We start from the raw sequence: 19,281 nt of genomic DNA on the forward strand, positions 1-19,281 counted from the left end.
ATTGCGGCTCATATCAAGGAGCCGTTATGGATCAGTTCATTCAAAGGAAAATCGAAGAAGCCTTGAAGGGGCTTTTCACCGCCGTATCAATGCTGCAGGAAGCCTATCCTGGCAAACCTTTCACTCCGGATGGTCGACTTGTCGGCGACATCGGCGAAGTGGTCGCGAGCTTGGCTTATGACCTGACGCTGAATGAAGGCCTGACCAAGCACCATGACGCCGTCACGCGCGATGGGCGGAATGTGCAAATCAAAACCACCTTCGGCACCAGCCTCACTTTTCCGGTGCACCATGTGCCTGATTATTACCTCGGCATTCGAATGAATCGGGATGGAACGTTTGAGGAGATCTACAACGGCCCGGGGCGTTTCATCCAGGCGGCGCTCTCGGGACGGAAGGCCACGAAGACAGGTCTTCATGGTGCGCTAATGCCAATGCTCAAGCGAATAAACCAGACGGTTCTCGAAGAAGATCGAATACCCAAACGCTAATTCACATCAAACCCGGCCAATCGCCGGGTTTTTTTATGCCTGCAAAGCGGGCAACACATACCCAAGGGGTGCATCCACGTGGCAGAAGAAAACGAAATCGACCTGGACAATCCGGCAATCAAGGCCGCTATCGCGACTGCCGTTGAAGCATCCGTTTCAGGGTTGAAATCCAAGAATACCGAGTTGTTGGGCAAGCTGAAGGACACCACAGGCAAGCTCACCCAGTTCGAAACTCAGTTTGAGGGCATCGACATCGACGCCGTCAAAGGCTTGCTCAGCCGGGCCGGCCAGGACGAAGAAACCAAGCTGCTGACCGAGGGTAAGGTGGACGAGGTGTTCAATCGTCGCACCGAGCGTTTGCGTGGCGACTACGACAAGCAGTTGAAGACTGTCACCGCGCGGGCCGAAAAGGCCGAGGCATTCGCCGCCAAGTTCCAGGGCAAAGTCCTGGGCGATTCGGTACGCGGCGCAGCACTGAAAGCCGGCGCACTGCCGGAAGCAACCGACGACATCATCCTGCGCGCCAAAGGCGTGTTCTCGCTGAATGAAGAGGGCGAAGCGGTCGCCATTGATGAATCCGGCCAGGTCATCCTCGGCAAAGACGGCAAGACCCCTCTGACACCGCTCGAATGGGCGGAATCTCTGCGCGAAAGCGCACCTCATCTGTGGCCAAGGGCCTCAGGAACACAAGCCCCGGGCGGGGGTGGCGGCCAGGCTGCATTCAAGCGCTCCGAAATGACTGCCGAGCAAAAGCGCGACTACCAGCGCAAGCACGGCCAAACCGCATATCTGCAACTGCCCAAGTAAGGGGATATACCCATGGCAACGACTGTTAACAGCGATCTGATCATCTACAACGATGAGGCACAGACCGCATACCTGGAGCGTATTCAGGACAACTTGGACGTGTTCAACGCATCGTCCAACGGTGCGATCGTTCTCGATAACGAGCTGATCCAAGGCGATTTCCGCAAGCGCGCTTTCTACAAGCTTGGCGGCGGCTTGGAGCACCGTGATGTGAATTCCGAAGCCAAGGTCAACGCCAAGAAAATCGGCGCTGGCGAGGCAGTGGGCGTGAAGGCGCCGTGGAAGTACGGGCCCTACCAGACCACCGAAGAAGCATTCAAGCGTCGCGGTCGTCCGGTAGAAGAGTTCTCCCAGATCATCGGCGCCGATGTGGCAGACGCGACGATCGAAGGCTTCATTGAATACGCCACCGGCGCGCTGAAGGCGGCCATTGGTTCCAACGCCGGCATGGTGGTAACGGCCAACATCGAAACCGACGGCAAGAAGACCCTGACCCGCGGCATGCGCAAGTTCGGCGACAAGTTCGGTCGCATTGCGCTGTGGGTCATGCACTCGTCCGCCTACTTCGACATCGTCGACGAAGCGATCGCGAACAAGGTTTACGAAGAGGCCGGCGTCGTAATCTACGGTGGCCTGCCCGGCACCCTGGGCAAGCCGGTGCTTGTGACCGACAAGGCACCGGTGGATGCAATCTTCGGCTTGCTGCCCAATGCCGTCGTTATCACCGAGTCCCAGGCTCCTGGCTTCCGCTCGTACGAAGTGAACGACGAAGAGAACTTGGCGATTGGCTACCGCGCCGAGGGCACCGTGAACATTGACGTTCTGGGCTACAGCTGGAAGGAGTCTACCGGCGGTTCCAACCCAACACTGGCCGCTGTCGGCTCTGCTGCGAACTGGGTCAAGCACTCGGACAGCAACAAGGTCACCGCCGGCGTGATGATCAGTCTCACCACCACCCCACCAGAAGCCGGCTGATACCGGGCTCATTTGCGGCCAGCAATGGCCGCCACGGAGAGAATCATGGAACTAGTTTACAGCAATCAGTTGGGCGACTTCGACCCGAATAAGCGCTACCGCAATCCTGAACTGTTCCGCTCGGTGGAGCGCGGCGTGACCAAGGTCGTCATCGTAGGCGATTACCCCGAGATCAAAGCGGCGTATGACGCTGCTGAGATCGAGGTGGAAGTGCAAACCCGCAAAACTCCGGTTACGTCCGCTGCTGGTAAGGAAAAGGCCGCAAAGGGCAAGGTGGCTGCAGGCAAGGACAAGACCGGAAAAAACGTGCTGACCAGTGGCACCAACGGCACCCTCAAAGACGGCACGAAGGATGAGCCGGTCTACATTCCGAAGCTGGAATCTAATGATCAGTGGATCATCATCACCCGCGACGGTGTACGCTTCGGCGAGTTCGTCGGCACCGCCGATGAGGCAAAAGCCGAGGCTGACCGCCTGAACGAAATCAAGGAGTAAACAATGCTCATCATCGAGGACGGCACCGGCAAGCCCGACGCCGAAAGCTACGCTAGCGCCGAGGATCTGGCTCTGTACGCCGTGAAATTCGGTACGGTCATTCCCGCAGGTGTTCCGGACCAGGAAGCGCTGCTGCGCCGGGCCGCCTTGGTGATGGATGGCATGAGCTGGAAAGGCCGCAAGACCAGCAGCGATCAGGCTTTATCCTGGCCGCGCCGGGGAGTGCTGCTGGATCAGGAGATCAAGCCGGATAACTACCTGCCTGCGCGGATTCAGTATGGCCAGATGGCGCTGGCAGCGGAGATTCACACCGACGACGTTGACCCGATCGAGAAGCGCAAAGGCGCGATTACAAGGGAACGCGTGGAAGGCGCAGTTGATCGCGAATACGCGGCAATCCCGAACACCAGTAGCCGACTGTTACCGGCGGCGCCGGACCGCCCGAGCGCCACGCAGTTTGCTGACTACCTGCAGAAACGTGGCTTGTTTGCTGTCAGAGTTTGATCAGCCGTTGGATAATTCGTAGGTGTCCAAAAACGGATACCCATCTCTGATGGCTTGATCCCCGTCTTTGATAATCCTCGCAGCCCTTTCCAATTTGTCGAAAGAGACCGGCTGATCTAGAGGAAGTCTTGCTCTGTCATTTCCTTGGATGGTTTGGTGTCGAACCCTGCTTTCTCAAAAGCATTTTGGTAGGCCCTTCTCGCCTTGAACTTTTCATCAAGGCTCTCTCCTGTGCCGCGAGTACTCTCATGAATCTCTCGCGAAGTTCGGCTCAGGTCGCTACTGATTTTTCCGTAATTCATATTTCCTCCTTGGATAATCGCGCATGGCATTTTACGGCGAAATGGCGGTGATGGCTCTGGAGATGATCGCAGAGTTTGGCCAGCCTGTGACCATCAGCAAGGCGGCTCCGGGCGAATACGACCCGGAGACCGGAGGCGAGTCGCCGGGCGCGCCCATCGAGCAGATCGCTCAGGGCATCCTGCTCGATTTCACGGGTCAGGAGTTCCAGAACAACAGCCTCATCAAACAGGGCGACAAGAAGCTCAAGATCGCCGCGCAGGGGCTGGAATGGGTTCCGGATCTGCTAGACAAGGTGATCATTCAAGGGCGCACCTGGTCAATTGTGCCGCCGTTGAAAGAGGTGAATCCCGCCGGGACGCCAATCCTGTACGAATTGCAGGTGCGGTCGTGAGTCGCTCAGGTGCCGGACAGCCCGGCAGCTTCGCCCTGAGCCTGGCCGAGTTCGCCGCTCAGACCGGCGAAGCCATCGACGCCAGTGTGCGCGAGATAATCATCGAGGTCGGTAGCAGCCTGATCCGCATGTCTCCCGTGGGCAACCCGGAGATCTGGGCGCAGAACGCAGTTGCCTCCGAGTACAACAAGGCTGTCGACGAACACAACACTGCGCTGCGCAGCGACCCATCGAACCTGACCAAGGGTGGCAGGCTCGAGAAAGGTCGCAAGCTCAACGACGGCATGGACGTCAAGGCGCCAGAAGGATACGTCGGCGGCCGGTTCCGTGCGAACTGGCACATCTCTCTCGGCGTGGTCGAAAGCGTCACTTTCGACGAGGTAGACCCGAGCGGTGCTGAAACCACGGCGGCGTTGGTCGCGGCAATGAGCGACTTCACCGCCGGGCAGATCGCCTACATCATTAACAACTTGCCCTATGCGATTCCGCTGGAGTTTGGCCATTCGACCCAGGCCCCCGGCGGCATGGTTCGGGTAACCGTGGCTCGCTTCCAGCAAATCGTGTTGGAGGCCATCAGGAACAACCAGGTATGAGTCATGCAATCATCGCCTCGATCTACGAGGCAAAGCTGATCGCCTGGAACGCTGCCAGGTCGGAAAAGCTCAAGATCGTTTTTGAGAACATGGCGTATACGCCCGCAGCGGGCGAGACTTACCTGCGGGCGTTCACCATTCCGGGCGACACGGCCAGCAACACGCTCGGCGGAGACCACCGACTCTATACCGGTGTATTTCAGGTCAGCATTGTTTGCCCGGCAGGCACAGGTAAAGCAAAAACCAACCCCATTGCCGCCGAGATCATCTCGTTATTTCCGCTTTATGTGCGCGATGTAAAAAATGGTTTCGTAGTTACGCCCATGACGCCTGTAGATGTCGGCCCAGGCATCACAGGCGATTCAACCTACACGGTCCCGCTGTCGTTCTCATACCGATCCGACACCACGCCATAACCCGCCCGTTGGGCAAATCCTGAACCCGCCTCTGAGCGGGTTTTGTCATTTCTGCAAAGAGGAAAACCCATGTCTGTTTACTTCCCCAACGGGGCGACGCTTTCGATTTCCAGCGGATTCGCCGCCGCCAAGATTATTTCGGCAATCAGCAACGCCAACCCGGGTGTTGCCACCAGCGCCGCGAACGGCTTTGCCAATGGCGACATCCTTCTGATCACCTCCGGCTGGGAAGACATCAACGAGCGCGCCGTGCGTGTATCCAACGCGGCGGCAGGCGCATTCACTCTGGAAGGCATCGACACGTCCAACGTGGCTTTCTTTCCCGATGGCATCAGCGGCGGTACCGCCAAGAAAGTGACCGGTTGGGTCGCGGTCAACCAGGTGATCGGCAACTCCATGTCCGGCGGCGAGCAGCAATACTGGACTTACGCGCCGCTCGAAGCGCGCCGTGACAAGCAGATCCCGACCACCAAAAATGCGCAGGCGTTCGCTTTCCAGCTGGCTGACGATGACAGCCTGGCCTGGTACGAAGAACTGGATAAAGCCGATCGAGAGAAGGAAGTGCGCATCTTGCGTATGTCGCTGCCCAACGGCAAAACGATCTATTACGCCGGTTATGCATCCTTCAACAAAACCCCAACGCTGGTGCGCAACGAAGGTGCAGCGGTTTCCTTTGGCTTTACCATCAATGCTGAAATCACAGCGTATCGCGCGCCGGTCGCAGCTGGCGGCGGGGCCTGATCATGGCGAAGTTCAAGATTGCGCAAGCGCCCACATTCACCGGTGCGGTGATGGTCCCGGTAGTTGGCCAAGACGCGGTGAAGGTGGAATTTACCTTTAAATATCGAGACCGCATCGAACTTGCCGCGCTGTTTGATGGATGGAATCAGCGACAAAAGCAAAGCCTCGAGCAGGTCGGCGACAAGCCTACGATGTCTCAAATCGTTGCGGTCGACACCGAAAACCAAGTTCAGCAGATCAAGGATCTGGTTGTTGGCTGGGAGTTCGATGACAAGTTCGACGACCAGGGCATCAAGGCGCTGGTGACGTCTTGCCATGGTGCAACCGAGGCCGTGGTAAATGCCTACCAAGCGGCCTACGCCAAGGCCCGCACGGGAAACTGATTCGCGCCGCCCGCGCCATGTATGAGCCTCCTCCGAATGCGGAGAAACTTGCCGCATTCGGGTTGGACGCTGAGGACCTCGAAGAGGAATTCGAAGTTTGGCCGTGCCTTTGGCCTGCTTTCCTCCTGTTTAACAGGATGTCCACTCAGTGGCGTGTCGGCGCCGGCGGCGCAATTGGTCTCGACTACAGCAGCATTTGCGACGTGGCCGGCTTCCTGGGCATCAAGAAAAAGAAACTCGCTGAAATCTTCCCAGACCTTCAGGTGCTGGAAGGCGAAGCCCTGCGCGTCATGGCAGAGGAAAGGGAAAACAGCCCGTAAACGCGGGCATCTATTCAAGGTGAGTCGATGAACATTGCAGAACTCGGCGTCAAGATCGACTCGGCCGATGCGATTCAGGCCAAAGCCAGCCTGGATGAAATGGCCAAGGCCGGCGGCCGCGCCGAGCAGTCCGCCGTTTCGTTGATGAACGAAATGCAGGCGCTGGAGAAATCGCTCTCTACCAACGCCAAGACCACGCAGGATCTCGCAAAACAGCGGGAAGCATTGGCGAAGCTGACCAAGACCGGCGCCTATGGCGAGGCTGAGGCCGCGAAGATCTCGGCGCAGCTCGACAAGCAGCAGGTAGCGCTGGCCAAGTCGACGATGGATGAGCAGAAGGCCCTGAATAGCCTGCTGGGCGCCATTGACCCGGCCCGCGCTGCACTGGCGAAGCTGGATACTCAGGTCGAGCAACTGGGCAAACACTTGGATGCAGGCCGGATCAGCCAGGACGAGTACAACACCGCGCTAGGCAAGATCGACAAGGACTACGACAAACTCAACAAAACCACCACCGGCTTCGACAAGCTGCGGCTCGGCTCGCGCCAGGCGCAGGAAAACGTGGTGCAGCTGGGGAATGCGCTGTCGTCGGGCGACTGGGGAAGCGGCGTTCGTGCTGTTGCTCAGTTGGGCGCCGGGGCGGGTGAGGGCGCGGCGGGCCTGCTGGCGATTCTCGGCCCGCTGGCGCTGGCCACTGCCGCGGTGGGTGGATTGGCATACGCTTTCTACAAGGGGAGCGAGGAGCAAGACAGCTACAACAAATCGCTGATCCTGACCGGCAATTACGCCGGTGTGAGTGCTGGACAGCTCGGCGATATGGCGCGTCAGGTGAGCGCGACTGTCGGCACAACTGGGCAAGCCGCTGAGGTTCTAGCGCTGCTGGCCGGTAATGGAAAGATTGCTGGCGAGAGCTTTACGGGCATCACTCAAGCCGCGGTGTCGATGCAGGAAGCGACCGGCAAGGCCGTGAGCGAGACTGTCGCGGAGTTCGCCAAGCTCGCCGACGACCCGGTCAAGGCATCTGCCGCGCTGAATGAGCAGTACCACTATCTCACTGCGTCGGTTTACTCGCAGATCACGGCACTGGAGAAGCAGGGCGACCATGCCGGCGCCGTGAAGCTGGCGACCGAGTCGTTCGCTGATGCAATCAACGAGCGCACGCCGCGAATCCTCGAGAACCTGAGTTTCTGGGAGAAGGGCTACAACGCCGTTGCTCGCGCTGCTGATGGGTTGAAGAACATCGGGCGTAGCGATATCGGCGCTGATATCGAGCAGGCCCGCCGTGACTTGGCGGGCGCTCAGGCGGGTGACGTAGGCCTGTTCCAGAATAAGCAGGAGATGATCGATCTCTATCAAAATCGCCTCAACATGCTGGAGGACCAGCAGGCCGCAGAAGCCGATATCGCCAAGTGGCAGGGTGAGCAGGCGAAGGCACAAGGCGATGCCGTCTCGTCGATGGCGAAGATCGACGCTCTCACCAAGTCGGCATGGACGAACGAGCAGAAGCGCACCGAGGCGATCAAGGAGTACAAGCGTCAGCTCGAAGACATCCGCAAGGTCGCCCCGAACGATCCTCGCCTGAATCAGGCGGCGATCGACAAGAACCTGGCGAACATTAACGACCAGTTCAAGGATGCGAAAACGGCAGCCACTCAGGTCGATATGACCGGCTTCAACAATGCCAAGAACGACCTGGCAGCTATCAGCACTGAGTACAAAAACGCTCAGAAGGAACTGGACGCTGCGCAGAAGGCTGGACTTGTCACTCAGGCCGACTACGTCCTGAAGCGTGAAGCGCTCATCGGCAACGAGCGCGACGAAGTGACCGCAGCCTACGAGGCTGAGATCGCTGCGCTGGAAGCCGCGAAGGCGAAAAAGACCACATCTGCCGCGCAAAGCATCCAGCTGGATCAGAAGATTGCCGATGCTCGCGCCGGCATGGTCAAGGCTCAAAGGAAGCTGACAGCCAGCTCGAAGTGCTCGCTACCAGCGAAACCGGAAGGCTGGCGAAGCAGGAGCGAGCGATTTCCTCCTACGTTCAGGCCTTGAGCCAGCAGCAGAGAGCACTGGAACTGGCAGGGCAGCGGGCAGTAGTTGGCGTTGGCCAGGGTGATCGGCAGAACGCACTGAACGGAGAACTGAACAGCCAGCAAGACCGGTTTGCTCAGCAATCGCTGGAACTGGACAACCAACGGTCTGACCCGTCCCGCAACATGTCGGAAGAGGAATTCGCTCGGAAGTCGCGGGCGCTCGCAGATGCGAACAAGACCGCAACCGATCAGATCCGGCAGAACTACGCCGATGTTGAGAGGGCTCAAGGGGACTGGACCAAGGGCGCAACGTCGGCTTGGGCCAATTACCTGGACTCGGCGAGCAACATCGCCGGCCAGACGAAAACTCTGTTCGGTAATGCCTTCAGCTCGATGGAGGACGCAGTCGTCAACTTCGCCATGACCGGGAAGCTGTCGTTTGCTGACTTCACCAAGTCGATTTTGGCGGACATGGCGAGGATCGCGACGCGCCAGGCCAGTTCAGCGCTGCTGAGCAGTCTCGTTGGTGCGGCTACCAGCTACTTCACTGGCGGTGGGGGCGGCAATGGACTGGCGGCTGGGTCTGCGGGTGCGACGTCGTCGAATCTCGGCGCGTCCTCAGCGGGCTACTCAAGCAGCTACTTTCCTCAGGCGCTCGGCGGTGCCTGGTCGTCGGGCGTGCAAATGTTTGCCAACGGCGGTGCCTTCACCAACAACATCGTCAGCACGCCGACATCTTTCGGGATGGCCGGAGGCAGGGCGGGCGTAATGGGGGAAGCGGGGCCTGAGGCGATCATGCCTTTGACCAGAACCTCCAGCGGCAAGCTCGGCGTTCTTGCTGCTGGCGGCGGTTCCGGGACAACGATCAGCATCAGCGCGCCGGTCACGGTGGTAACTGAGGACCGTGGGTCTGAAGGCATGCAGATCGACCAGCAAGCGCTATCGAAAAACCTTCAATCGCAAATGCAGGCCGTGGCCGAGAAAGCCGTCGCTGACTCTTGGCGAGCGGGCGGCACCAGCTTTCGAAATGCCAATGGGAGGGCCTGATGGCCATCGAGAAATTCACCTGGCCAACCGAGCGCGGTGAGACACCCGAAATCACCTATCGGGTGCGCACCTCTAAGTTTGGCGGCGGCTACGCGCAGAATGTTGGCGACGGCCCGAACAACAAGGAGGACTCCTATCCGATCACCTGCTCCGGTCGAAAGGCCAAGGTGCTGGAGATCATGAAGTTCCTTGACCGGCACGCCGGTGCGAAGGCGTTTCTGTGGACAACCCCGCTCGGCGAGCTCGGGCTGTTCACCTGCAAAAATCCCGCTCCCACACCAATGGGCGGCGGGGTCTTCAAACTCACCGCCACGTTCGAGCGGGCCTTCCGACCATAAGGGGCAACCATGCCGCTGATCAGTGACATCCAGGTCCTTGAACCTGGCAGCGAAGTGCTGCTCTTTGAATTGGACGGCACGGACTATGGCGCGGACGTGCTGCGCTTCCATGGGCACGCGATACCGCACACGCCGGCCGAGCTGATCGCAGCCGGCGCCGATGCTGACCAACTGCCGGCGAAAGCGATTTACTGGCAGGGCAACGAGTACAGCGCCTGGCCGATGCAGATCGACGGCATAGAGGCGAACGGCGACGGCACGGCGGTCCGGCCGACATTGTCCGTCGGCAACGTCAACGGGCGCATCACCGCGCTTTGTCTGGCTTTCGAGGATCTGCTCGAATTCAAGCTGACGATGCGCCACACGCTGGGCAGCTACCTCGACGCGGCGAACTTTCCGGCCGGCAACCCAACAGCTGACCCAACCCAAGAGACGATTGAGGTCTGGTACATCGACCAGAAGACGAATGAGGACGGGGAGACGGTCAGCTGGGAGTTGGCGAGCCCGGGCGACGTGGGGAACGAGTCAATCGGTCGGCAGGCCACAACGCTGTGCCACTGGTGCCTTACCGGCGGATATCGCGGGCCGAACTGTGGCTACACCGGGCCCTACGTGACGAAGGACGGTGTCATTACCGACAACCCAGAACTGGACGAATGCGACGCCACGCTGGGCAAGGGCTGCATCCCGCGCTTCGGCGAGGGAAACCCGCTGCCGTTCGGTGGCTTCCCGGCCGTTTCCCTAATCGCACGGAGCTGACATGCGAAAGCACATCTTGAATGCTATCCAGGCGCATGCGGCGGCCGAGTACCCGAAAGAGTGCTGCGGCCTGCTGCTGGCGATCGGGCGCAGGCAACAATACTTCCCCTGCATCAACGTTTCGACTGAGCCGAACGAAGAGTTCCGGATCGATCCGGTGCAGTACGCCGCGGCCGAAGACGAAGGCGAAGTAATCGGCGTAATTCATTCGCATCCGGATGCCACCAGCAGGCCGTCGTCGCGTGACCTTGCCATGTGCGAAGCAACGGCGATGCCCTGGCACATCCTGAGCTGGCCGGAAGGCGATCTGCGGACCATCGTGCCGACCGGCGAGGTGCCGCTGCTGAAACGGCCATTTGTGCACGGGGCTTGGGACTGCTGGCAGGTGTGCGCCGATTGGTATAAGCGCGAGTGGGGGCTGGAATTCGAAGCGTTCAAGCGCGCGGATGGCTGGTGGGAGAGCAAGGACAACACCAGCCTGTACGAAGCGAACTACGAAGCCGCCGGCTTTTACCGCGTCGACCATCCGCAGCGCGGCGACATGATCGTCATGGAGGTAGGTCGGACGGTTTACCCGAACCACGCGGGGATCTTCCTCGGCGCTGATTCGGTTCTGCCTGGTGAAGATGCCGCCACGTTTGGCCCTGGCCCGTTCCTGCTGCACCACCTGTATGGCAGGCCATCAGAGGTCATTGTCTTCGGCGGGCCTTGGCTTGACCGGACACGCTTGATTCTTAGGCACAAAAACGCACACCCAATCACATCAGCGGCGCAGCCGCAGGAGTAAATTATGAGCGAGATAATTAGCAGCAATGCGAAAGATACGGCAGGGCGATCTATCTGGTTCATAGACGAGAACGGCAGCATTTTCATTGCCTCGCAGGCTTTGAAGCATGCCGCCGTCTCGTTGAAGCTTACTCGTTAGGCTTGCCGAATTTCTGCGCGTACTCTTCTTCGGAAAGTGCTACCGGAAGCGCGGCACCGGGGAAAGCTTTTTCCCAAATCGCTTTTATCAGCGCGTCGCCATATCCGCCTTGAGCCGAACCGTGCATTGCGACGCCCAGGTATCCCTTGGTCAAGTCTGGGCTTTGTTGCGCAAGAACATGGGTAAGGGCAAGAACCGCGTTCGTCAATTGCATTATTGCATCATCAATCTGTGTTACAGGCTGCTCACTCACATTGACCTCCAGGTCATAAACGCGCCGAAATTGGCGCAATCCCAGTCCTTGGGCTTGCAGGCGAAGGACTGGGGAATCCGTTGCGTGAGGGCAAGAGGCTACTATTGGAGAACGGCGGGGCGTTAGTGGTGATTCGTACAGCGGCTAACGCCGGTGCTGATTGTGTGTAGTGATGGCTAGAGGCTATCATTGGGTCTTTAGGTTATGCCACGGAATATCAGTGAAAAAAGCTCTCATCTGTGCTGCGCTGCTACTCCAAGCGTGCAGCTCTCACAGTCCTTCTCCAGCGCCTCCAAAGGTTGAATTCGTTGAGGTCAAATATGATCCTGCAACTATGTCACGAGTCAGAATTTACACCGGAGTTTCGTTCCTGGAGGCCAGCTATAGCGTGGGGTATTCCTGCGAAGCGTTGAGCGCCGAGTTGCCCGTAAGACCCAAGAATAAACCTCGTCCTGAGGCGCATCTACAGCGTGTACAGAACAACTCAAAACTCAGCATCGGGATGCCTAACTCATGGTGGCTCACTAACGGAACTGCTCAGAATGAAAAATTTTCAGAAATGGTGGTTCCCGCTGGCAAGCCTTTTGTAGTGGATATCAAATACGTCGGTGACGGTGTTTGCATGCCTCCTGCTAGGACATTCGTGCCCGAGCCCGGAGTGGATTACGAGGCACATTTGGTATGGACTAATCAGGCAGGAGAGCGCAACTCTTGCGTCACAGTCGCCCACAGGCTAGGCGACCTCCCGCCAATCCAGCTTCCTCCAATACGATCAGGCATATGCGTTCAGCCGAATAAGTATGTGAAGAGCTCCATTACACGCTGGGATTCGAAGTAACGTGCGCCAGTGATATCTTGCACCCCTTTTCCACAGAGTGACCTACATGAAATTGATCGTAGGAGCGCTGGCGGTAGTGCTCCTTTTTGGGTGTTCACACAAAAGGCAGCCACTCGATAATCGTGATCCGTGCTTAGATTCCGGTGATCCTGGAAGCCCAGGATTTAATGCTTGCCTTGACCGCCGCGCCAAGGCTTTAAAGGCCCTACTTGAAGACGGCGGTGAAAACCAGCGTCGAATAATTTCCGATGAAAAAATCGACAACTGAATACAATGGAATCGACCACGTGAAATTAAATATCGGAGCGTTTACCTGGGGCAGTGCAGCACCTGCCTTGTCCTCGAGGTTTTAAATGGAGCTGTCGCGCCTCAACGAGCTCTTTTTCGAGAACAACTGCGTAGCTTCGATGCGGCTCGAAATGGTGGATTTCAAATACAACCTCACGCTGACCATGTCTTCTGCCGATGATCCTGAAACCGAGGGCGTGACGGCCGTTTTTCGTGACGTCAGCTCACTGAACCTAAGCGGTTTCGGTGGCGGGCTGACCCAATTCATGGACCTCGTGGTGACTCGTATCGACGACGGTCTCGATAGAATCAGGTATGAGCTGAGAGATATTGAGGACGAAAAAATTTCGTTCTATTTCTTCACCTTCAGCGTGCGAGACCATAAGGAGTAAATATGCGGACATTGATAGGAGCGTTGGCGGTAGCGCTGTTGGCGGGGTGTGCAACTTCGCCGACGCCTTCCAATGAAGCCAAGCAGGCGCCGGCCAGCCAGCTGTCGGCCTACCAGGCCAAGCCATCAGGGGCATATGGGACACTGCAAGTGATCCGCGACTCTGGGCAGACCGGAAGCCTTTGTTCAATGGCCGTTTTTATCGATGGCAAACAAGCTGCCAAGCTCGATCCGGGTCAGAAGGCATCTTTCTATCTGCCGCCTGATTCGGTTTCAGTTGGCGCCGCTTACACCGGCTCTGGCATCTGCTCCATGGGTGCGGCCCGAGTGGAGAGGGAAGCGATCGTGAAAGACGGCGCGATCAAGAAATATCGAATTTTCACCGGGGGCGATGGGCAGATCGACATACTGCCCACGACTCTCTGAACAGACCGCCTCCGGGCGGTTTTTTATTGCCTGGAGAATGGCATGTGCTCAGCAATTACCTACACGCCAATGACGAAAGTCATGTTGTCGGGCTCGCTTGCGAAGAAGTTTTTTCGAAGCAAGCCATTCCATCTCGACGGCGGATCGGCCGTGGAGGTGTTCCGTGCGCTCAATGCGACCATTGATGGGTTCGCCGAGGAAATTAAACGACTGGAGCGCCTTGGACTGAAGTTTGCGATCTTCCGCAATCGCGCAAACATCGGAATGGACGGATTCGATCTCGGCGGTACACGGGAAATCCGCATTGTTCCAGTGATTGGTGGCAGCAAGCGTGCTGGCGGGTTACAGACCATTATCGGCACAGCGATGATCGCCGCAGCCTATGTGCTGTCATTCACTCCGTTTGCAGCCGCATCGCCGTTTTTATATGCGGCCGGCGCGTCGATGGCGATCGGCGGCGTCATTCAAATGCTCAGTCCGCAAGCCTCTGGACTGAAGCAAAGCGCATCCCCGAAAACTCTCCGTCCTACGCCTTCGGCAGCTCCAAGAACACCACTGCCAGCGGCAACCCGGTACCGATCTGCATCGGTGAACGCCGGTGGGGCGGGATGATCATCTCTGCGTCAATCCTGGCTGAAGACAAAGCTTAACGGCCTGGGACCGGCCGGTGATACAGTCGCCATTTTCGGAGGGAAGACGATGCAAAGGATTATCGCGGCAGTTTGTTGTGTTGTTGCTCTTGGCGGCTGTACCACATCACTCCAAGATATGCGGGCAGAGGGGCCTGAGAAGACTTTCACAACCCAGAAGCCGGAGCAGCAGGTCGCAGAATGCATCCTTTATGCCTGGCAAAACCAGTCCCTGGCGGGGGTTCACTACGCGGTGAGCCTTCAGCCTCGCCCAGGCGGTGGAAAGTCTGTGGTTAACGCCGGAAACAGAGAGATGGCGGACGTTATCGGCGAAAAAGGGCAAACCATAGTTCGGTTCTACTCTAGCGGCAGCATGGGATGGATAATCGATCGCCGCGCCGCGAGCGCCAAGACCTGTCTTTAGAATTTCTCCATCTGCCCGCAGTCTCAGAAACTCCGCCGCACAGATCACCACCTAACCCGCTTCGGCGGGTTTTTTTACGCCTGGAGGAAACCATGGGCGCAGCAGCACAGATCGACATCCGCGGCGAGAAGGGCGGCAGCAGCAAGCCGAAATCGCCGACCGAAGCCAGCGACAGCCTGCGCTCGACTAACCTGGCCAAGCTGCTGATCGCCGTGGGCGAGGGTGAGTTCGACAGCGTCCCGACCGATTACGACATCTACCTGGACAACACACCGATCCGCGATGCCAGCGGCAACTACAACTTCCCGAACGTGAAGTGGGACTGGCGCCCGGGCTCGGTGGATCAGACGTACATTCCCGGCATTCCGTCCGTGGAGAACGAGACTTCGCTGAACATTGAGCTGCGCAGCGATTCGCCGTGGGTGCGCTCGATCACCAACACCCAGCTTTCCGCCGTGCGCATGCGTTTGGCCTGGCCGGCGCTGCAACGCTCCGATGACCAGGGCAATGTCGGCGGGTACCGGATCGAATACGCGATCGACGTCGCAACTGACGGCGGCGCCTATCAGCAGGTGCTGGTGGACGCCGTCGACGGCAAGACCACCACGCGCTACGAGCGCTCGCGCCGCATCGATCTACCGGATGCAACAACTGGCTGGCAGATCCGCGTGCGCCGCCTGACGCCGAACCAAAACACCAACAAGATCGCCGACACCATGCTGGTGGCCGGTTACACCGAGGTGATCGACGCCAAGCTGCGCTACCCGAACACTGCGCTGCTCTATATCGAATTCGACGCCGAGCAGTTCACCAACATCCCCGCCGTCACCGTGAAGTGCAAGGCGCGCCGCTGGATGGTTCCGAGCAATTACGACCCGATCGCGCGCACCTATACCGGGACGTGGGATGGCTCGATGAAATCTGCCTGGACCAACAACCCGGCGTGGATCACCTACGGCATCTGCACCGAAGACCGCTTCGGCCTGGGCAAGCGCATCAAGCCGTTCATGGTCGACAAGTGGGAGCTGTACCGCATCGCCCAGTATTGCGACCAGCTGGTGCCGAACGGCCTGGGCGGTCATGAACCGCGCTTCCTCTGCGACATGAACCTGCAGGGCAAGGCTGATGCGTGGACGCTGCTGCGCGATATCTCGGCGATCTACCGGGGCATGACGTACTGGGCGCAGGGACAGCTGGTGATGCAGGCGGACATGCCGCGCGCGCAGGACTTCGACTATGTGTTCACTCGATCAAACGTCATCGACGGCAAGTTCTCCTACGGCAGCGCCTCGGCGAAAACCCGTTACACCCGGGCGCTGGTCAGCTACGACAACCCGGCGAACAACTACGACACCGACGTCATTCCGTTCGCTGACCTGGATCTGCAACGCCGTTACGGCGACCGGCCGACCGAGCTGAGCGCCATTGGCTGCACGCGCGCCTCCGAGGCCCAGCGCCGTGGCAAGTGGGCGATCCTCAGCAACAACCAAGACCGCACCGTCTCGTTCAAGACCGGTATGGAAGGCGTTATTCCGCTGCCCGGGCACATCATCCCAGTGGCGGATTCGCTGCTGGCTGGTCGCGAAGTGGGCGGCCGGATCTCGGCGGTGGCGGGGCGGGTGATCACGCTCGATCGCGACACCCAGGCCAAGGCCGGCGACAGGCTGATCATCAACCTGCCGGGCGGCCGCGCCGAAGGTCGCACAGTGCAAAGCGTCAACGGCCGCGCCGTGACCGTCACGGTCGCCTACAGCGAGCCGCCGGTTGCGCAGTTGCAATGGGCGCTGGACGCCGATGACTTGGCGATCCCCTCTATCGCGTGCTGCGCACCAAGCGCACCACCGAGGGTGACTACGAAATCAGCGCGCTCCAGTTCGAGCCGAGCAAGTTCGCTTTCATCGACACCGGCGCCCGCCTGGAAGAACGCCCGATCAGCGTGATCCCGATCACCGTCGTACCGGCGCCGGCGAGCGTATCGCTGTCGTCGACTTCATCGGTTGTGCAGGGGATGGCCGTGGCCACCATGACCATCACCTGGCCAGCCGTGGACGGTGCGGTTGGCTATGACGTGGAATGGCGCAAGGACAGCGGCAATTGGATCAGGCTGCAACGCACTGGCATGACCAACGTGGACGTGGTCGGCATCTACGCCGGTGCCTACGTGGCGCGGGTGCGTGCGGTGAGCGCGTTCGATATCACGTCGCCGTGGCGCAACTCGATCCTGACCAACCTCAGCGGGAAGCAGGGTCTTCCGCCGGCGCTGGCGTTCCTGACCGCAACACCTTTGCTGTTCGGTATCTATCTCAAGTGGGGTTTCCTGCTGGCGCCGAGGACAGCCAGCGCACGGAGATCTGGTACGGGCCGACGACCGATCTTGAGTCCGCGACCAAGCTGACAGACTTGGCTTATCCGCAGAGTGATTTCTCTATGCTCGGCCTGCGCGCCGGTGTGACCTTCTATTTCTGGGGGCGCATCGTCGACAAGATCGGCAACATCGGTCCGTGGTATCCGATCGGCAACGGTGTGCAGGGGCAATCGAGCGCTGACGCCGCGGCAATTCTGGAAATGATCGCCGGTGAGATCGGCCGCACGGAGCTGGGGCAGGACATCCTCGACGAAATCGACAAGATCCCGGGGTTGCAGGCACAGATCGATGCGCTGGATGGGCTGAAGACTTATAACCCTGACGACATCTACGAGGAGTATGACCTAGTCGTGGTGGGCAAACGGATCTACCAGGCCTCCGGCCCCGTGCCCACCGAAACGCCTCCGCCGAATCCGCTCTACTGGCTCGACGTTGGGCAGACGGTGGAAACTGCCAATGGCCTCGCCCAGCAGGTCGCGACCAACACCACCGAGATCACCGAACTCGACGGCGTTGTCACTGCGCAGGCGACAGCGTTCGAGGCACTGCGCGCATCGTTTCGGGATGACGACGGGGAGGGCGATCTCGCTGACGCGCTGAAAGGTTGGAGCACCACGGCAGCAGCCGCTTCTGAAAGCAAGGTCAGGGCTTCTGAGAACTTTGCCAGTGCGCAGAAGATCTCCACGCTGGATGCCAAGGTGGGCGAGAACGAGGCGAACGTGACGGATCTGCGCCAGGTGGTTGCCACTGACAAAGAAGCCACCGCCCAGGCAATCACTCAGCTCAGCACCACCGTCGGAACGCAGCAAACAGCGATTGAGCAAAACACGTCCATCGTCAATGACGTGAACGGCAAGGTCTCTGCGAGTTGGTCGGTGAAGATGCAGTACAACTCAGGGACGGGTCAGTACATCGCGGCCGGTGTGGGCCTGGGTATCGAGAACGGACCAGCCGGATTGCAGAGTCAGTTCCTTGTCAGCGCTGATCGGTTCGCCATCGTCAACACCATTGCCGGCGGCGCCATCGCGGTGCCGTTCGCCGTGCAGGGTGGGCAGGTGTTCATGAACTCGGCGTTCATTCAGGACGGAACGATCACCAACGCCAAGATCGGCAGCTACATCAGTTCCACCAACTACATCGCGGGCCAGCAAGGCTGGATCCTGAACAAAGACGGCACTCTGGAAATAAACGGCATTGTCCCGGGGCAGGGCCGCTTGGTGATCAACTCACTGAACCTTTCTGTCTATGACGCCAATAACGTGTTGCGTGTTCGTCTCGGCTATTTGGGGTAATCCATGGCTCTATTCGGCCTTCGTGTGTTCAACGAGAGCGGTCAGCTCGCTATGGACACAAACAGCTCAACCTATCAGGTGATCTGGCAGGGCGTGATCGATTTCAGCGGTAATACGCCCAGCTACACCCTGAACATTCCCGGCTTCAACCCGGCCAATTGCGTGTTCATGATCATCCCGACGAGAGCACAGGACGTGCAGCCTTCGGAGAATGACTCGTCGGGGAACCTTCGATCCTATCCATACGTCACGACGGCGGTCGGTCAGGTTGTGGTGCAGCCGAAAAACCCCTCGTCTACGACCGGCTTGCAATCGAAAGTTGTCTCGAAGGCCTATGCAATAAGGTTTGCCACATGAGCTACGGTTTTCAGAGCATCAACGATAACTCGTTTGTCCAGATCGACTCCGAAGCGCCACGGCTCTGCATGCTCACCAAAGGTTCCTATTCGGGGGTGGCGACCGCGACGGCCACATTTTCACGCGCAGTGACCAGCCAAGACCCGCCGCTAGTGTTCATTCGTCCGGACCAGACCGGCGTAATTCAGGTTCCGTATTCGGTATGGTTCACCGGTGGTCCAGGCAACTGGACTGGGTTTTCGATGAATGCGTCGAAGGTCAACGAGTCGTTGAGCGGTCAATATTTCGTGGCGGCATGGGCTTCTATGGGGACAGCCACTTACGGTCTGCGCCTGTGGGATCCAAATGGTGTGCTGTGCTACGACAGCGGCGCGCCGGCAGTGGTCGTGACATTCGCGGCGGGAAACTGGACGTACATCGGCACAGAGCAGCTTAGCGTCGGGCAGCGCTATATATGGGGATCAACAAGGCGCTGGGTGTAGGCGAATACGTTTCCATCA

General features: G+C 58.9%; 21 protein-coding genes and 3 pseudogenes. 22 read left to right on the forward strand and 2 right to left on the reverse strand.

Going from position 1 to position 19,281, the window contains the following annotated elements:
* Positions 1 to 26 precede the first annotated feature (26 nt).
* From LJU32_17095 to LJU32_17115, 5 genes are all read left to right on the forward strand, one after another.
* Entirely contained in the window at positions 27 to 491 is a 465-nt protein-coding gene (locus LJU32_17095) for a hypothetical protein (protein ID WKV87437.1), read from the forward strand.
* A gap of 78 nt (positions 492 to 569) precedes the next feature.
* Positions 570 to 1,298, forward strand: a complete 729-nt coding sequence (locus LJU32_17100; GenBank protein ID WKV87438.1) for a hypothetical protein — start codon at positions 570 to 572, stop codon at positions 1,296 to 1,298.
* 12 nt (positions 1,299 to 1,310) lie between these two features.
* Complete coding sequence (locus LJU32_17105) at positions 1,311 to 2,273, forward strand: major capsid protein (GenBank protein WKV87439.1); 963 nt, start codon at positions 1,311 to 1,313, stop codon at positions 2,271 to 2,273.
* 45 nt (positions 2,274 to 2,318) lie between these two features.
* A complete protein-coding gene (locus LJU32_17110) occupies positions 2,319 to 2,768 on the forward strand; it encodes a CTP synthase (protein WKV87440.1) in 450 nt (149 codons plus the stop codon).
* Positions 2,769 to 2,771: 3 nt separating this feature from the next.
* Positions 2,772 to 3,272 (forward strand): hypothetical protein, encoded by a 501-nt coding sequence (locus LJU32_17115; protein ID WKV87441.1) that lies wholly within the window; start codon positions 2,772 to 2,774, stop codon positions 3,270 to 3,272.
* A 116-nt stretch (positions 3,273 to 3,388) separates the two neighbouring features.
* On the opposite strand, the gene LJU32_17120 is transcribed toward LJU32_17115, so the two are convergent.
* On the reverse strand, positions 3,389 to 3,574 hold the full coding sequence (locus LJU32_17120) for a hypothetical protein (protein ID WKV87442.1): 186 nt from the start codon (positions 3,572 to 3,574) through the stop codon (positions 3,389 to 3,391).
* A gap of 23 nt (positions 3,575 to 3,597) precedes the next feature.
* On the opposite strand from LJU32_17120, the gene LJU32_17125 reads away from it, so the two are divergent.
* The 10 genes and pseudogenes from LJU32_17125 (at position 3,598) to LJU32_17170 (ending at position 11,380) form a co-directional block, all read left to right on the forward strand.
* Positions 3,598 to 3,966 (forward strand): hypothetical protein, encoded by a 369-nt coding sequence (locus tag LJU32_17125; protein WKV87443.1) that lies wholly within the window; start codon positions 3,598 to 3,600, stop codon positions 3,964 to 3,966.
* Positions 3,963 to 4,559, forward strand: coding sequence for a hypothetical protein (locus LJU32_17130; GenBank protein WKV87444.1), 597 nt, complete (start codon positions 3,963 to 3,965; stop codon positions 4,557 to 4,559). The genes LJU32_17125 and LJU32_17130 overlap by 4 nt, the downstream gene beginning before the upstream one ends.
* Entirely contained in the window at positions 4,556 to 4,975 is a 420-nt protein-coding gene (locus tag LJU32_17135; protein ID WKV87445.1) for a DUF4128 domain-containing protein, read from the forward strand. Before LJU32_17130 ends, LJU32_17135 begins: the two co-directional genes overlap by 4 nt.
* Positions 4,976 to 5,044: 69 nt before the next feature.
* Complete coding sequence (locus LJU32_17140; protein ID WKV87446.1) at positions 5,045 to 5,716, forward strand: phage tail protein; 672 nt, start codon at positions 5,045 to 5,047, stop codon at positions 5,714 to 5,716.
* Between the two features lie 2 nt (positions 5,717 to 5,718).
* On the forward strand, positions 5,719 to 6,099 hold the full coding sequence (locus LJU32_17145; protein ID WKV87447.1) for a phage tail assembly chaperone: 381 nt from the start codon (positions 5,719 to 5,721) through the stop codon (positions 6,097 to 6,099).
* A 17-nt stretch (positions 6,100 to 6,116) separates the two neighbouring features.
* The gene (locus LJU32_17150; protein ID WKV87448.1) at positions 6,117 to 6,419 is read left to right on the forward strand and encodes a DUF1799 domain-containing protein; all 303 of its coding nucleotides are present in this window, start codon (positions 6,117 to 6,119) and stop codon (positions 6,417 to 6,419) included.
* Positions 6,420 to 6,446: 27 nt separating this feature from the next.
* Positions 6,447 to 9,496: pseudogene (locus tag LJU32_17155) on the forward strand (phage tail tape measure protein).
* Positions 9,496 to 9,834, forward strand: a complete 339-nt coding sequence (locus tag LJU32_17160; protein ID WKV87449.1) for a phage tail protein — start codon at positions 9,496 to 9,498, stop codon at positions 9,832 to 9,834. The pseudogene LJU32_17155 and the gene LJU32_17160 overlap by 1 nt, the downstream one beginning before the upstream one ends.
* Before the next feature lie 9 nt (positions 9,835 to 9,843).
* On the forward strand, positions 9,844 to 10,593 hold the full coding sequence (locus tag LJU32_17165; GenBank protein WKV87450.1) for a phage minor tail protein L: 750 nt from the start codon (positions 9,844 to 9,846) through the stop codon (positions 10,591 to 10,593).
* Position 10,594: 1 nt separating this feature from the next.
* Positions 10,595 to 11,380: a C40 family peptidase gene (locus tag LJU32_17170; GenBank protein ID WKV87451.1), complete on the forward strand. Its 786-nt coding sequence runs from the start codon at positions 10,595 to 10,597 to the stop codon at positions 11,378 to 11,380.
* Positions 11,381 to 11,507: 127 nt separating this feature from the next.
* Here the strand turns inward: LJU32_17170 and LJU32_17175 are convergent, their stop codons facing one another.
* Positions 11,508 to 11,771, reverse strand: a complete 264-nt coding sequence (locus LJU32_17175; protein WKV87452.1) for a hypothetical protein — start codon at positions 11,769 to 11,771, stop codon at positions 11,508 to 11,510.
* 884 nt (positions 11,772 to 12,655) lie between these two features.
* Between LJU32_17175 and LJU32_17180 the strand changes: the two genes are divergently transcribed.
* The 7 genes and pseudogenes from LJU32_17180 to LJU32_17210 all read left to right on the forward strand — a co-directional run bounded on the left by LJU32_17180 (position 12,656) and on the right by LJU32_17210 (position 19,263).
* Complete coding sequence (locus LJU32_17180) at positions 12,656 to 12,877, forward strand: hypothetical protein (protein WKV87453.1); 222 nt, start codon at positions 12,656 to 12,658, stop codon at positions 12,875 to 12,877.
* Between the two features lie 85 nt (positions 12,878 to 12,962).
* Entirely contained in the window at positions 12,963 to 13,289 is a 327-nt protein-coding gene (locus LJU32_17185; protein WKV87454.1) for a hypothetical protein, read from the forward strand.
* A gap of 2 nt (positions 13,290 to 13,291) precedes the next feature.
* A complete protein-coding gene (locus tag LJU32_17190; protein ID WKV87455.1) occupies positions 13,292 to 13,714 on the forward strand; it encodes a hypothetical protein in 423 nt (140 codons plus the stop codon).
* A gap of 42 nt (positions 13,715 to 13,756) precedes the next feature.
* A pseudogene (locus LJU32_17195) lies at positions 13,757 to 14,364 on the forward strand (tail assembly protein).
* A gap of 495 nt (positions 14,365 to 14,859) precedes the next feature.
* Positions 14,860 to 18,424: pseudogene (locus tag LJU32_17200) on the forward strand (phage tail protein).
* A gap of 3 nt (positions 18,425 to 18,427) precedes the next feature.
* The gene (locus LJU32_17205; protein ID WKV87456.1) at positions 18,428 to 18,781 is read left to right on the forward strand and encodes a hypothetical protein; all 354 of its coding nucleotides are present in this window, start codon (positions 18,428 to 18,430) and stop codon (positions 18,779 to 18,781) included.
* Positions 18,778 to 19,263, forward strand: a complete 486-nt coding sequence (locus LJU32_17210; GenBank protein ID WKV87457.1) for a hypothetical protein — start codon at positions 18,778 to 18,780, stop codon at positions 19,261 to 19,263. Before LJU32_17205 ends, LJU32_17210 begins: the two co-directional genes overlap by 4 nt.
* The last annotated feature ends 18 nt before the right edge of the window (positions 19,264 to 19,281 follow it).

The sequence above is a fragment of the Pseudomonas sp. B21_DOA genome, assembly GCA_030544685.1.
Lineage (GTDB): Bacteria > Pseudomonadota > Gammaproteobacteria > Pseudomonadales > Pseudomonadaceae > Aquipseudomonas > Aquipseudomonas fluorescens_AO.